Origin of the sequence: Cyclobacterium xiamenense (genome assembly GCF_042140265.1) — a bacterium.
Taxonomy (GTDB): Bacteria; Bacteroidota; Bacteroidia; order Cytophagales; family Cyclobacteriaceae; genus Cyclobacterium; species Cyclobacterium xiamenense_A.
Window position 1 is genome coordinate 594,029 of sequence record NZ_CP159481.1, and the last position, 14,273, is coordinate 608,301.

The 14,273-nt window shown below is 50.5% G+C and carries 12 protein-coding genes; 6 read left to right on the top strand and 6 right to left on the bottom strand.

Going from position 1 to position 14,273, the window contains the following annotated elements:
- Positions 1 to 678 precede the first annotated feature (678 nt).
- From ABWH99_RS02505 to ABWH99_RS02515, 3 genes are all read left to right on the top strand, one after another.
- Entirely contained in the window at positions 679 to 1,596 is a 918-nt protein-coding gene (locus ABWH99_RS02505; RefSeq protein ID WP_375584741.1) for a sugar phosphate isomerase/epimerase family protein, read from the top strand.
- A 132-nt stretch (positions 1,597 to 1,728) separates the two neighbouring features.
- Positions 1,729 to 3,381, top strand: a complete 1,653-nt coding sequence (locus ABWH99_RS02510) for a PVC-type heme-binding CxxCH protein (RefSeq protein WP_375584742.1) — start codon at positions 1,729 to 1,731, stop codon at positions 3,379 to 3,381.
- The gene (locus ABWH99_RS02515) at positions 3,345 to 4,382 is read left to right on the top strand and encodes a hypothetical protein (RefSeq protein ID WP_375584743.1); all 1,038 of its coding nucleotides are present in this window, start codon (positions 3,345 to 3,347) and stop codon (positions 4,380 to 4,382) included. Before ABWH99_RS02510 ends, ABWH99_RS02515 begins: the two co-directional genes overlap by 37 nt.
- Here ABWH99_RS02515 and panB read toward each other — a convergent pair.
- From panB to ABWH99_RS02545, 6 genes are all read right to left on the bottom strand, one after another.
- On the bottom strand, positions 4,376 to 5,197 hold the full coding sequence (panB, locus tag ABWH99_RS02520) for a 3-methyl-2-oxobutanoate hydroxymethyltransferase (protein ID WP_375584744.1): 822 nt from the start codon (positions 5,195 to 5,197) through the stop codon (positions 4,376 to 4,378). The two genes, ABWH99_RS02515 and panB, sit on opposite strands and share 7 nt — an antisense overlap.
- A gap of 2 nt (positions 5,198 to 5,199) precedes the next feature.
- On the bottom strand, positions 5,200 to 5,706 hold the full coding sequence (locus ABWH99_RS02525; RefSeq protein WP_375586528.1) for a phosphoribosyltransferase family protein: 507 nt from the start codon (positions 5,704 to 5,706) through the stop codon (positions 5,200 to 5,202).
- Positions 5,707 to 5,824: 118 nt separating this feature from the next.
- Positions 5,825 to 6,751, bottom strand: a complete 927-nt coding sequence (gene rsgA, locus ABWH99_RS02530; protein ID WP_375584745.1) for a ribosome small subunit-dependent GTPase A — start codon at positions 6,749 to 6,751, stop codon at positions 5,825 to 5,827.
- Positions 6,736 to 7,992, bottom strand: coding sequence for a 3-deoxy-D-manno-octulosonic acid transferase (locus tag ABWH99_RS02535; protein WP_375584746.1), 1,257 nt, complete (start codon positions 7,990 to 7,992; stop codon positions 6,736 to 6,738). Before ABWH99_RS02535 ends, rsgA begins: the two co-directional genes overlap by 16 nt.
- A gap of 9 nt (positions 7,993 to 8,001) precedes the next feature.
- Positions 8,002 to 8,652, bottom strand: coding sequence for an alpha/beta hydrolase (locus ABWH99_RS02540; protein WP_375584747.1), 651 nt, complete (start codon positions 8,650 to 8,652; stop codon positions 8,002 to 8,004).
- The gene (locus ABWH99_RS02545; protein ID WP_375584748.1) at positions 8,649 to 9,137 is read right to left on the bottom strand and encodes a cytidine deaminase; all 489 of its coding nucleotides are present in this window, start codon (positions 9,135 to 9,137) and stop codon (positions 8,649 to 8,651) included. The genes ABWH99_RS02540 and ABWH99_RS02545 overlap by 4 nt, the downstream gene beginning before the upstream one ends.
- A 313-nt stretch (positions 9,138 to 9,450) precedes the next feature.
- Between ABWH99_RS02545 and ABWH99_RS02550 the strand changes: the two genes are divergently transcribed.
- The 3 genes from ABWH99_RS02550 (at position 9,451) to ABWH99_RS02560 (ending at position 13,968) form a co-directional block, all read left to right on the top strand.
- A complete protein-coding gene (locus ABWH99_RS02550) occupies positions 9,451 to 10,293 on the top strand; it encodes a TonB-dependent receptor plug domain-containing protein (protein ID WP_375584749.1) in 843 nt (280 codons plus the stop codon).
- A 63-nt stretch (positions 10,294 to 10,356) separates the two neighbouring features.
- A complete protein-coding gene (locus ABWH99_RS02555; protein ID WP_375584750.1) occupies positions 10,357 to 12,549 on the top strand; it encodes a SusC/RagA family TonB-linked outer membrane protein in 2,193 nt (730 codons plus the stop codon).
- Positions 12,550 to 12,561: 12 nt separating this feature from the next.
- The gene (locus ABWH99_RS02560) at positions 12,562 to 13,968 is read left to right on the top strand and encodes a SusD/RagB family nutrient-binding outer membrane lipoprotein (protein WP_375584751.1); all 1,407 of its coding nucleotides are present in this window, start codon (positions 12,562 to 12,564) and stop codon (positions 13,966 to 13,968) included.
- The last annotated feature ends 305 nt before the right edge of the window (positions 13,969 to 14,273 follow it).

Below are 14,273 nucleotides of genomic sequence, written 5' to 3' on the forward strand. Positions count from 1 at the left end.
TGCAATGGCTAAAACTGATTGTTTTTTGTATCGAAATTCATTATAGCTTTCCGTTACGATCCGGCACTGCAGCTGCCTGAGGTTTCGTATGCCAACGTATATTAGGAATGTGGTTACAAACCACACCCATTCCAGCTCGGCTTTTAAATGGCAAAAAGTATAAAAATCTGTGGTTAAGAGAAAGGGATGCACCACAGCTTACGCAGATGTACACAGATTAAAAAAGGGGCGGAGAGTGCTATTGAGTGAGGTCAATCCTGGCCCTTAAAAAATCTGTGAAAATCGGTGCGAATCGGTGGTAAAAACAAAGATTGCACCACAGATTAGGCAGATGAACGAATGGGTGAAGCATGTCGCTTCAGCCTGTTATCTTCCGTATCGTAAACAGATAAGACTCAGAAAAGAGCCATTTGCCATGGCGAAAGCTGAACCCCGTACCGAACGAGAATCCATACAGCTTTTCTACGGTATCCGCCATTTCAAAGTGCCTCCGATTTCGATTGTCAACGGATACCCGTGGGGTAAATACAAACTTTAGTCAGGTTAGGGATGGAAGGACGGGTTGATTGGGCCTGCGTTCCATGATCCTTGGTTAACGGTATACCTGGGATTAAAGCCGTAAAAAAACGTTTGCTGATCTTAATTTTTAGTATTTTAGGGAACTATAAAAAGCAGCGCATGAAAAACGTAAACCTTCAGGATTCAACGCATGACCGGCGTAAATTTCTTAAAAAAGCAGGTTTGGGCCTGGCAAGCCTGGCATCTTTTCCGCCCGATTCGCTGAGAAATCTTCCTGACTCGTCAAGCCCGGCAAAAAAAGTAGAATTGGCCATCGCCACCATTACCTGCGACGGTTTTGGGGACGAGAACTTTGAGAAAGCCTTCGAAATCATTCCCCAACTCCCCTTTAAAAATGTGGAGTTCAACTGCTGGTATGCCAGAAACCTTACCCCATCGGGTATCCGCAGCATACAGGAGCGCTGCGAGCGGCACCACCTGACACCCATCTGCGTACAGGGCAGTTCCTTCGGCGCCGAGGGAAATATCATCAAGGATGTGACCCACAAACTCTGGAACATGCAGGCGGCCAAGCAACTTGGCTGCCGCAGGGTGAAATTTACCGGCTCCGGAAGGGGGAAAGCCGGAGGCCCCGAAGCCGTCGTGGAAATCGTGCGTGAATTGGCTCCTGCTGCCGAAGAAATGGACGTACTGCTCCTGCTGGAAAACCACGCCAATAATAATATTGAATTCATTGAGGACTACGAAAAAATTTTCGAAGCGGTCGATTCGGCTCATGTGGGCATTTGCATGGACAATGCCCATTTCAATGGTTCCCATGTGGACCTGATGGAGGTGGTAGATAGATTTCACGAAAAAATCCTACACATAGACATCAAGGACACCGAAAAAATGGGCGTTCACAAAGTGGTGAACTTTGGCCAGGGAGTTACTGACAATGATGGTGTCATTCAGAAAATGCTGGAACATGGCTATGAAGGCTACCTGCTGGTAGAAATGGCACCACCAATCAATGAGGCTACCCTGGTAAATGACCTGACCCGGGCCTACCAATTGTTCGAAAAATACCAGAAATAGTGATTGCTTTATGCCATCATCCGCTGATCTTAGTTGCGTTTTGATGAATAAAAACCCATGAAAAAATAAGAAAGCGTAAAATCTGTCAGGTTTCATTTACTCAGCGTTTCAGAAAGAACAAACAACACCGATATGCCATTAAATAAACCAGAGCTATTCCTATTTCTACGAATCATGTTAACGGTACCTGTTATTTTCTCCTGTGGAAGCCACGAGGAAACGTCCGGGCCAAGGGTAGTGGAGGGAGTCACCGTTTTGGACGAGCGGCTGGAACTCACGCTGATGAAGCAGGACCCGGAGATTGTCACTCCTGTCGGCATCGCAGTGGATGCGCAGGATCGGGTCTACGTCCTGGAGTCCCACACGCACTTACGGCCATCCGATTACCCGGGTCCCGATAGTGATCGGATCAAGGTGTACGAGGACAGCAATGGTGACGGCAGCTGGGACCAGGAAACCCTTTTTGCCGAAGAACTTGTGGAGGGCCTCAATTTGGCTTTTTCCCCGGAAGGGTACCTCTACGCGGTTACTTCCAGGGAGGTCTGGAAATTCTACGATGAAGACAAGGATGGCATCAGTGAGCGACGTGAAAAACTCATGGCCTTTACCCAACCCAAACAAGTCTATGCCCATGCAGCCATCCTGAGCATCACCTTTGACAGGGAAGGATATATGTACATTGGCCGGGGCAACACCGGAGCAGCCTACTGGATTTTTCAGGGAAGTGATGGCAAGGAAGTATCGGGTTATGGAGATGGGGGCAATATCATCCGTGCCAAAACAGATGGCTCCGAACCTGAAATCTTTTCCACCGGCTATTGGAATCCGTTTGACCTGAAGTTTGACAACTACGGCCGCTTGCTGGTAGCGGATAACGACCCCGACAGCCGCGGCCCCAATCGCCTGGTACATGCGGTAAAAGGCTCCGACTTTGGCTACCAGTCCTTGTTTGGCGGAAGCGGTATCCACCCCTATCTGGCCTGGAATGGGGAATTGCCGGGTACCTTACCGTATGCGGTCTCCTTGGGAGAATCGCCTTCCGGACTCTTGAACGCCAACCTGGGCAGGTTACCCCGGGATTACGATGATCAAATGCTTTGTACCATTTGGGAGGAAAGCAGCATTGTCCGCATCACTACGAAGGAAAATGGACTGTCGGTAACGGGAGCTACAGAGGTAATCCTGCAGGGAGGCAAGGACTTCAGGCCGGTGGCTTTTGCCGCTGATAGTAAGGGCACGATCTATTTTACCGATTGGGTAGAACGGGTGTACCCCAATCACGGAAAAGGTAAGGTATGGAAGCTTTCGGCAAAAGAAAATACAAAACTTTTAGCCCAAAGAAGCCTGTATGATCCCCCAAAAGCCAATGAAAAGGTGAAACAGTTAAACCAATTGCTTTCAGACTCCACTCCTTTTGATCGGCATTTCAACAACCTGCTATCGGATGATCCCTTTGTAAGACATGCTGCTGTGATCGGGTTAAGCAAAGAAATGCACCGGGAAAAACTGGTGCAATCCATGCGGCACGATTCCCCGGAAGTGCGGCTAGGCGTATTGTTGGCCCTGAAGGAATCGAAACATCCCGATGGGGCTCAACTTGCAGGTCAATTTTTGAAAGATCCTGATCCTGAGATCCGAAAAATGGCACTGATATGGATCGGTAGCCAGGGATTGGTCTCTCAACGAGCAAATCTGGAATTGGCCCTTACCACCGGCGAGTTTACGACGCCATTATTCGAAAACCTGATTTGGAAACGGTTAAACTCCTGGAGCCAGAGTTTTTAAACGCATACATTTCCCGAAAGGAAGAAATTTCCAAACGGATCCCCTTGAAACTACCGGAGGGCTTCATTGCTGATATAGTTTCTGATTCCTCCCAGCCATCACCGATGAGGGCCCATGCCCTCCGCTACCTGGAAGATCCGGCGATGCAGAAAGACCTTCTGCTGGAATTTTTATCCCTTGAAAAAGAGGAGCAGCTGCTGATGGAAATTATTCAGACCCTTGCCCAACTACCTGACCCGGAAGTAGCCGAAGCCCTGCTTCAGGTCAGTCTGTCAGCCGATAGGCCGATCGAGGTACGTGCAGAATCACTTTCCGCCCTCTCCCGCCAACCTCTTCAGGCCTGGAGGGAAGTTATTCCCCTATTGGAAGTGTCTAGTGAAAATCTGGCCATAGCCGCAGCAAGGTACCTGCGGGACAAAACCGGACAAGATGAGGTGAAACTAGCCATGGAACGGGTATTGAACGACGGAAGCAGTTGTGACAGCGAAGGCCTGCGGCAGCAACTGATGCTGGCCCTGTCACAGGATACCAGCAAACGACCCGATCCGCGGGATTTGGAAGCGTGGCACGCTCTGCTTGCAGGCCCCGCCGATCCGGACCGGGGCAGGAGGGTCTTTTATTCCAATACTTCGCTTTGCTCCACCTGTCATCTGGCGGAAGGCCGGGGCGGGGACCTCGGACCCGACCTGAGCAATGTAGGCAAATCAAAGGACAGAAAGGGACTAATTGGTTCCATACTGTTGCCATCCGAGGAAATGAGCCCGGAATGGCAAGGCTGGTACCTGGCAATGAAAGACGGTACCCGCTATGAAGGCAGGCAAATAGATGTGGGGGACGAAGGCATCAAGTTGTATACCCAGGCAGAAGGGTTTATCCGGGTAAAGAAAGCGGATGTTTCGGAATACGGTCTATCAAAGGCATCCCTGATGCCCGAAGGCCTGGAAAGGCGCCTTAGCAATCAGGACCTGAAGGATTTACTGGCCTTTCTGGAAAGTCAGTAGCTTTCTTTTTCGTTGGGAAAGTCCTTTGCTTTTACATCTTTGATGTAATTGTTGACCGCCTCCAGCATGGTGCTGCGGATATCGGCATATTGCCGGAGAAAGCGGGGCTGAAATTCCTGGGTGATGCCCAGCATATCGTGCAATACCAGCACCTGCCCGTCCACATCCGGGCCAGCTCCTATCCCAATGACGGGAATGGCCACCTGCGCGGCTACTTTTTTGGCCAGTTTGGCGGGAATTTTTTCCAGGACCAGTGCAAAGCAGCCACATGCCTCCAGTATTTTTGCATCTTCCAGCAATTTGTTGGCTTCGTCTTTTTCTTTGGCCCGGACGGTGTACGTGCCAAACTTATAGATCGATTGAGGGGTAAGGCCCAAATGACCCATAACCGGCACACCAGCACTTAAAATCCGGACCACCGATTCTTTGATCTCTGCGCCCCCCTCCACCTTTACGGCATGAGCGCCGGACTCCTTCATGATACGGATGGCGGATCGTAGGGCTTCGGAGCTGTTGCCCTGATACGAGCCAAAGGGGATGTCCACGACTACCAATGCCCTTTGCACCGCCCGCACCACTGAAGTGGCATGGTAAATCATTTGATCCAGGGTAATCGGCAAGGTGGTTTCATGGCCTGCCATGACATTGGAAGCCGAGTCCCCGACCAATATCATGTTGATACCGGCCGCATCTACAATTTCGGCCATGGAAAAATCGTAGGCGGTGAGCATGGAAATTTTCTCGTTCCGCTTTTTCATTTCCTGCAGGATGTGGGTGGTGATCCGCTTCAAATGGGAGGATTGATCTACAGACATGGCTAGTGCAGGTGAACGGTGGATGCGTCGGCGTTTAAATCTACGGTAATGTGTTCGCTAAGGGTGGTGGCCAATTCAAAACCCGTGTAATCGGGAGCTACCGGGTACAACTTATGGCTTCGGTTTACCAGGACCAGCACTTCCATCTGCCTTACCCCGGCTTCCAGGAAAGGAACCATGGCATAGGCAAGGGTTTTTCCGGTATTCAACACATCGTCCACCAGAATGACGGCCGCATCCTTCAGGGGTACCTGTTCGGAGAGGTGCACCTCGTGTATGTTTGGCTGAGATTTATCCAGGTCTACTTTGATAAGATGCAGGCGGATGGGTGCAATTTCCCGCAGTTTTTCGACCACTCGTTCGGCCAGCACATAACCCATTCCCGTGAGGCCTGCCACTACCAGCACCTCTTTTTCTGCATTCCTTTCGAAAGTTTCGAAGGCGATTCGGGTTATTTTTTGTTGGATCTGTCGATGGTTCAATACCATCGTTTTTCCCTGTTGCGTCATTTCCATGCCTTTGTTAAAATTTTAATGAAATTAACCGAAAAGACCCTGCTTTCAAAGCAAAGCACTAAAATACTCGCTGGCGACGCAGCATAGATTCTTTGGAAACGGCCCGATTTTCTTAGCGGTGGCTGTCCTCTTCGTCCAGTATTTTCAGGTAGCTTTCGTACCGGTAGGGGTGGATGTATCCCGCTTCAAGTTGCTCGATGACTTTGCACCCCGGTTCGTTCACATGGGTGCAGTTGTTGTACTTGCATTGGCCCAGGTACGCGCGCATTTCCACAAAATAATGCGACAATTCCTGCTCCCCAATGTCCAGGATTCCAAATTCCTTGATGCCGGGTGTATCGATGAGGTAACCCTTGTCCGTAGCCAGTGGAAACATTTCGGCAAAGGTGGTGGTATGTACCCCTTTCGACGAAAATCGGGAGACCTCCTGAGTGGCCTGATGCGCTTGCGGAATCAATCGGTTAAGCAAGGTGGATTTGCCTACACCCGAATGTCCGGCGATCAGGGTGGTCTTTTCTCTTAACAGGGGGATAAACCGTTCGCTGAGGTTCGGATCGCTCAGGGCGGAGAGTTCCAGTACCGGATAGCCCAGAGGCTCGTACAGCTCCCGGATCAATTCCTTGTATTCCAGGTCTTTCTCTTTGCTCAGGGTTTCCACCTTGTTGACCAGTAGGGTGGCCGGAATGCGAAAACTTTCGGTGCTAACCAGGAAGCGGTCAATGAATCCCAGTGAGGTCCGGGGGTTTCGGACGGTGACCATTAGGAAGGCCTGGTCAATGTTGGAGGCCAGGATGTGGGAAAAGTGTTGTTTTCGGGTTGATTTTCGAATGATGTAGTTTTCCCGGGGGAGAATTTCCGAAATCACCGCCGTTTCCTGATCTTTTTCTTTGTCGAGTCGAACATAATCCCCCACGGCAATGGGGTTGGTCAGTTTCAGCTCCTCTTGTTTGAATTTGCCCCGAAGGCGTGCTTTCAGCAGACCGTCGGAGGTTTGCACAGCGTACCAGGAGCCCGTGGTTTTGATTACCCTTCCTTCCATTCCAGCGTTTTTATGTGTGCGATGGTTTTTTCGGCACTGCCCAGGTTATCCCTGAGCAACTTTTTTGCCCCTTGCCTGCTTTTTTCGTAGGCGGCGGCGTCGGTCAGCCGTTCCAAAACCTCTGCCAATTCCTTCCCGTTTTTGACGGGAAACCCGCAACCGTACTGCTGGCTGATGCCCGCTTCCGGAAATTTAGAGACCTGTCGGACCTTTCCGAACAGAACCGGAATGCCGAATGCCAGCGGCTCCAATATGTTGTGGAGCCCCTTGCCAAAGGCACCGCCCACATAGGCCCATCGAGCAAATTGGTACAGGGAGGAGAGCATGCCGATGTTGTCGATGATTAATACCTTCCAATTCGGGGGCGTTTCTGCGGATTCAAACGCCGTATAGGTAAGGGAAGGGAGCCGGATGGCTTGCTGCCACCGGTGGATGGTGGCCGGGTTGATATCGTGGGGAGCAAGGATAAACTGCCTGTCCTGGGATTGATTCATCCAGGGAATGAGCAGGTCCATGTCCGCTTGCCAGACACTTCCCAGCACCATGAGGGGCTGGTGGATACTGTTTCGAATTCGAGGGAACGGCGTTGGCTGGAGGCGAATCGCGGCTACGTTGTCAAAACGCGGGTCGCCGGTCTGTATACACTGCCGGTAGCCAATTTTTTCCAATAGTTTGAGGGAAGAGGAATTTTGGGTATACACGTAATCGAAGCGGAAAAGAATCCGGCGGAAAAATGCCCCGTACCAGGAAAAGTATACCTGTTCCTTTCTAAACGACGCGGCAACCAAAAAACAAGGAATCCCTCGCTTTTTCACTTCCCGAAGGTGGTTTGCCCAAAGGTCGTATTTTACAAAAAGGACCTTATCGGGCGCCAGCGTCTCTACAAATCTTTTGGCGTTTACGGGCGTATCGATCGGAATATAGGTAAAATAGTCTACCCAGCGTTGTTTTTTCTTCCGAACCTGTTCGTACCCCGAGGGGCTGAAAAAAGAAACCGCTACGGCCCAAAGGGGGTATTTTTCCTTAAATGCGGCAATAACGGGCTTGGCCTGTTCGTATTCCCCAAGGGAAGCCACGTGGAACCATACCAACGGACTAGGGTGACTTTTTCGAAAGCGGTCGAGGGAATCAAACAGCTCTTTTCTGCCTTCCACGGCTTGTTTTAGCTTTTTCGATCGCAGACTTCCGATGTTCATCAAAAAGTCCAGCAAATACATGCCCAGATGGTATACCACGCTCATCCCGCAAAATTACATCAAAAATAGTTGTTTGAGCAATGCGGGCTCCAGTTCGTGTCCGCCGGGGTAGGTAAACGTGCGCAAATCCGGTATTCCTGCCTCCAGCATCCGCGCCTGGGCTTCCCGGAATTGTTCGGTCTCCAGAAATGGATCGGCTTCTCCCCGTGCAACCAGGACCCGGCAATTTTGTAGCTGCTCGCGAAGCAAATCGGGTTCCAGGTCGTAGGCAGGCGCTCCGCCCCAAAAGATCACCTTGTCCAGGGAAATGTCCGTTTGGCAGATCCAACGGCTCATGGTGGCCGCGCCCTGCGAAAAGCCCAGGCTGTGTACCACTTGAAGGTGTGGAAGCCGGGCAAGCAGCTCGCTCATCAAGGCGTTGAGGTAAATATTGGTATTCTCGATGGCTGTAGAGCGCTCGTGTTTGGTCATCCAATTCGCTCCGACCCGACCGGAAAAGCCGTTCAGGTACTGTCGGTTGAGACCTTCGGGAGCGACGATCAGCCGATCTTCGGAAGTAAACGGTGCAAACTTTCGCAGGAAATAATTGGCTAGCTGCCCGTATCCGTGAAAAACGATCCAAAGGCTGGTTTCTTTTCCCGAAATCGGCTGACTTAGGTAATACAAATGACGGTGGGCATACGTAAGGGACTGGGGTACTATCACCGATTCAGGTCTTCAAATTTATAAGGCAAAAGCTGATCGATTCCCGAAGCACGAAGGAGGGTATCGTCTGGGCGGCACATCAGGATTTCGAGGGGAGCCTTGAACTTCATTTCGAATTCACTGATGCTTTGCCTGCAAAGCCCGCAGGGGGTCACCGTTGCCAGTCCGCTATTGTCTGATTTCAGGGCTGCGATCACCAATATCTCCGGTTTGAGGTGCGGAAAATTGGCATGGGTGTATCCGAGCAGGATTCTTTCTGCGCAGACGCCCACGGGAAAGCAAATGTTTTCCTGGTTGTTAGCCCAAAAGGTCTGTCCGTCCTCCAGAACCACAGCGGCGCCTACCCTAAAGTTCGAATAGGGTGCATAGGCCAAATCCGCCGCCTTTCGGGCCAGATGGGCCAGATTGAGACGAATGGCGTCCAGGTCTTCCCGCTGTACAATTTCCAGGCTACTGTTACTGCTGATTTTCCTGTTTTTTTCCATGGGTATTTCGGCCTATCGCTTTCTAAACATACGGCAAAAACTTGGAATTTGCCTCAAATGCATTGAATTAAGCGAGTCAAAAATTGAACTTTTCTTTTAAACTTCGAACAAATAAGTACCGTAGCTTTTCGTTTTACTGGAATTTATGCCTACCTTAAATTTGAGTTTTGGACACATAGTGAACCAAATCGGCGAGGAAGGGTTTAATTACTTGAGATTTTGGGTGTATTTTTGCGGGCCTTATCGATCCAAATGGCCTTGATTGCAAAAATTCCCATGAAAAAACGATTCAAACCAAATCAAACACAAACGTATGAAAAGAAAATTTACCACGTATTTCGTGTTACTTACCTGCTTTCTATTGCAGGGGTCCTTTCTGCTGGCACAGCAGCGGACCGTTAGTGGCACCATTACCTCCACAGAAGATGGGGAAGTGCTCCCGGGTGTGAGCATCGTAATCGAAGGAACCAGCAACGGTACGGTTTCCGACCTGGAAGGGAATTACTCCCTGGATGTGCCCGGTCCGAATGCGGTCTTACTTTTTTCATTCATTGGATTCGGTACCCGATCCGAACAGGTGGGAAATCGCCAAACCTTGAACATCGCCTTGAGTCCGGAAGCGGGCGACCTGGACGAATTCATCGTCACGGCATTCGGTATTTCCCAGGAAAAGAAATCACTGGGCTACTCCGCGCAGAGCATTGATTCGGAAGCCATCACCAAAATGAAGCAGCCCAATCTGGTAAATGCCCTTCAGGGACAGGTAGCGGGGGTACAAGTTACCAATTCCGGAGGTGCACCGGGTCAATCGGCACGGATCATCATTCGGGGAATCAACTCCCTGGATCCTGGTGCAGACAACCAGCCGCTATTCGTAGTAGACGGTGTGCCGGTAGACAACTCTACCATCGAATCCAGCGGAACACCCCGAGGACTGTCGAACCGTATGGCCGATGTCAATCCGAACGATATCGAATCCATGTCCGTGTTGAAAGGTGCAGCAGCCACTGCTTTGTACGGGGTACGCGCGGCAAACGGAGCGGTCATCATTACGACAAAAAAAGGAAAAGAAGGGCAAATCCGCGTCAACTACAGCGGATCTGTGGGCTTCGAAGAGTTGAACCGCTTGCCTTTGCTGCAGGACGAGTACGGGTAGGGCTTTAGTGGACAATACCAACCCAATAGTTTCTGGCCCTCTTGGGGCGCGCCGATCAGTGAGGTGCAACAAACCGTACCCGATCATCGCTATCAGGATAACTGGAACCGGGCGTTTAACACGGGCGTACAGATAGACAATAGCGTCAGTATCTCCGGCGGAAATGAGAAAGCCACCTTTTATGGCTCCATAGGTAATTTGACTCAGGACGGAATTATTCCTTTCTCCACCTGGGACCGTACTACCGCCAAACTCTCCGGTTCGGTGAAGGCCAACGAAAAATTTGACTTCTCCGGCTCCATCAACTTTTCCAATACCGGAGGAAATCGTGTCCCCCACGATCGATTTATGGAACGCATGATGTACTGGTCCGAAACGACCGACGTCCGGGATTATATCAACGAAGACGGCACCATGCGTACCTATGGCAATACCAATCCTATTTACGACGCTCGCTTTGCTACCTACGAGGACGATGTGAACCGCATCATCGGGAACATCAACTTAAATTACAACCCGACGGATTGGTTGTCCTTTTCTTACCGATTGGGGAACGACTTCTACAGCGATACCCGAACCGAGATTACACCCGGACCGAAGGGAATCGATGGAGAGGTGGCTCTGAGCTCTACCGGGCTGCTGGAAGAAACCCGTATCAACAGCCGGGACCTTACCTCAAACTTCTACGTAACGCTGAAAAAGCAATTCAACTCTGACTGGAACACAAGTCTTCGGCTCGGGAACGATATCTTTGAGCGGCGTTTTGATCGCGTTACGGCGAGGGGAGAGAATTTTGTCATTCCAGAATTCTACAACCTGAATAATACCACCCAAATCTTCGCTAGTCAGGGCAAAAGTCTGCGAAGGTTGGTAGGGTTTTACGGAGACCTGATGGTGGATTACAAAAACTTTCTGTTTCTGAATCTTACCGGAAGAAACGATATCTCCTCCACGCTGCCGAAGGACAACAATTCCTTCTTCTATCCTTCGGTAAACCTGGGCTACGTGTTTAGCGAAAACCTAAGCCTGCCCTCCTGGGTTACCTTTGGTAAATTGAGAGCTTCCTGGGCGCAAGTAGGAAAAGACACCAATCCCCACATCCTGGGAGCTACGTATGCGTCCCCTTCCATTTTCCCCTTGAACGGACAGGTAGGGTTTACCCGGAACTCCGTCTTTGGCGACCCGAATCTACGACCGGAGCTAACCACCTCCCTGGAATTCGGTTTGCAGACTGCTTTTTGGGACAATCGGGCTAATTTCGACGTGACTTACTACAAGTCCAATGCGCAGGATCAAATCATACCGGTTCCGATTTCCGATGCAACCGGTTTCTCTTCCTATATCACGAATGCCGGGGAAATTGAAAACAGCGGTTTCGAGTTTATTTTAGGCGGTACCCCGGTTCGAACGCAGAATTTTTCCTGGTCCATCAATGCCAACCTCTCCATCAATAACAACGAGATCAAGGCCATTCGGGAAGGGATTGATGAGATTGTGGTGGGCAGCCAGTTCGGCTACGCAGGATCTACCGTTACCATGAAACTGATCGAGGGAGAGGCCTATGGAAATATTTTCGGGCGGTCATACCAGCGATTTGGATCTGATCCGGATAACCTGTTTCTTGACCGAAGCTTGCCAGTAGTCATTGGAGCGAACGGCTTTCCGATTAGAAACAGCGCCCAATTGGTGCTGGGGAATGCCGTGCCCAAATGGATCGGCGGTATCCGCAACGACTTTACCTACAAGGGTTTTGAATTGTCCTTTTTGGTGGACTTCCGAACCGGTGTAGAGCAATACAACCAGTTTGCAAATTTCCTTTCTGCCTTTGGTAAAAACGAGTTTACCGAAGCCCGTGAAGATTTCCGGGTGTTTGAAGGAGTCCTGGCAGATGGATCGCCCAATACCCAGGAAGTGTGGCTGGGGCAAGGCGTAGGCCCGGATGGGGTAAACTACGGGGCCGGCTACTGGAGGAATCACTACCGGACTACCAGTGAGAACTTTGTTACCGATGCCAGTTTTATAAAGTTGAGGAATCTCACATTGGGTTACAACCTGAGCCCTGGGATTTTGGATAGCACACCGTTCCGCTCTGCCAGAGTATCGGTGGCAGCGAATAACATAATCCTGTATACGCCCTGGGATGGCTTTGATCCGGAATCCTTTTCGGCCGGAGCCGGGGGAAATGCCGTGGGCTTTACCGGCCTTGGCTTCCCTGGAGTACAAAGCGTATTCTTTAACCTCAACCTTGGACTTTAATTTTCAGCCATTATGAAATCGATACATATCCGACTACTTGGTCTGTTACTTCTGGTAGGAATTTCTTCCTGCGAAGAGTTTCTGGACGTCAATGAAAATCCGAATAATCCCGAGGATGCACCCATTACGGGCCTGATGACCAACGCTACGTACGAAACGGCACTGAATGTGCAGCGTGTCGGGAGCATTACTTCCAATTACGTGCAGTACCTGGCATCGCCGAATCCCGCGACTTCCTCCGATGTGATGGATCCGGTTAACTACAGCGGTACCTGGTTTAACTTGTACAACGTGATGACCGACCTGACCGACCTGATCAGCAAAGCCGAGGAATCCGATGCAGGACATTACCTGGGTGCAGGACAGGTCCTGATGGCATTAAACCTGGGAATGACAGTCGATATTTTCGGCGACGTACCCTATTCCGAAGGCTTTGATTTCAGTGCCGTCACTCCCGCGTACGACGACGACGAGCAGTTGTATGCCGAAATCATGCGTTTGCTGAACAGTGGCATTCAAAACCTCGCGGGAAGCACCACCATTTCCATGGGAGCAGATGATTTTATCTTCCAGGGAGACGTGGAAAAGTGGGGCAAGTTTGCCAATGCACTCAAAGCCCGTTTTATGCTTCACACCAAAGGTACCGGTAGTTACAACGAAAGCGAGTTGCTCGCTGCCCTCGACAATGGGTTTTCGGGCAACGAAGACGATGCCTACGTGACCTTCTTCGAGCAGCGCTTCAATCCTTGGGCCCAGGTGGCCATTAACAACGCAAACCTGCTCCTGGGCGGGTGGATTTCCAGCCAATTTATTGAAGCGCTGGACGGCACCTCGTATCCTGCAATGGACCCAAGGTTGGGCTTGATGATTGGAACCACCGATGAGGGAGAATTTATCGGTGTGACCAACGGGGCGGGCCGGGGAGATGCGCCAGAGCAAGGTGCCCGATCCACCCTTATTCCCGGGCAGTTCTATACTTCCGAATTGTCGCCGCTATTGATCGCGACCTTTGCGGAGCAAAAATTTATCGAAGCGGAAGCCGCTTTATCGACGGATCCGGGAAGAGCCTATGCGGCTTATTTGGCCGGGATCGAAGCGCACATGGACATGCTGGAGGTACCTCAAGCGGAGAAGGATGCCTATTTGTCCGACCCAAGTGTGGCCGTGGGAGCACAATCCCTCACTCTGGATACCATACTTAAAGAAAAATGGGTAGCCCTTTTTCTTCATCCGGAAACCTGGAACGATGCCCGGAGGTTTGACTATGGCTATAAGGACATGACCGTGCCGGATAACCTCAATCCCGATTTGAACGGGCAATTTATCCGAAGGCTCGCTTATCCGGACAATGAAGTCAGCAGAAACGGACAAAATGTTCCAACCGTAACCCTACTGGATCGAATCTGGTGGGATCAGTAGAACAGGCAAGTTAATTCAGATTTTCAAGGGCGAAGTGTCAAACTTCGCCCTTTCTTTTTTTGCGACCCCTACTGATCGTTGCGTTCTATGAACCGCTGGAAAATACCGCACCTTCCCTTTGGCCCGGATTAAGCAAAACCAATCGTTATGAGAATTGAAACGGCAAGAAATTCAGGCTGTTTGGAGATTGAGGCATCGCGCTGCTAGGGTGAAATCGAAAACCGCAGCGTAGCGACTGATTTTGAAGCAATTTTAGTTCGTACTACCTGTGTGACCTGGACTAGATAGGCTTATTGCCTATTTCG

What these genes read in the sequence shown, in the direction of transcription:
- ABWH99_RS02505 (WP_375584741.1), top strand. Translation starts at nt 679, where the DNA reads ATGAAAAACGTAAACCTTCAGGATTCAACGCATGACCGGCGTAAATTT.
- ABWH99_RS02560 (WP_375584751.1), top strand. Translation starts at nt 12,562, where the DNA reads ATGAAATCGATACATATCCGACTACTTGGTCTGTTACTTCTGGTAGGA.
- ABWH99_RS02550 (WP_375584749.1), top strand. Translation starts at nt 9,451, where the DNA reads ATGAAAAGAAAATTTACCACGTATTTCGTGTTACTTACCTGCTTTCTA.
- panB (WP_375584744.1), bottom strand. Translation starts at nt 5,197, where the DNA reads ATGTCTGTAGATCAATCCTCCCATTTGAAGCGGATCACCACCCACATC.
- rsgA (WP_375584745.1), bottom strand. Translation starts at nt 6,751, where the DNA reads ATGGAAGGAAGGGTAATCAAAACCACGGGCTCCTGGTACGCTGTGCAA.
- ABWH99_RS02510 (WP_375584742.1), top strand. Translation starts at nt 1,729, where the DNA reads ATGCCATTAAATAAACCAGAGCTATTCCTATTTCTACGAATCATGTTA.
- ABWH99_RS02545 (WP_375584748.1), bottom strand. Translation starts at nt 9,137, where the DNA reads ATGGAAAAAAACAGGAAAATCAGCAGTAACAGTAGCCTGGAAATTGTA.
- ABWH99_RS02525 (WP_375586528.1), bottom strand. Translation starts at nt 5,706, where the DNA reads ATGACGCAACAGGGAAAAACGATGGTATTGAACCATCGACAGATCCAA.
- ABWH99_RS02535 (WP_375584746.1), bottom strand. Translation starts at nt 7,992, where the DNA reads ATGAGCGTGGTATACCATCTGGGCATGTATTTGCTGGACTTTTTGATG.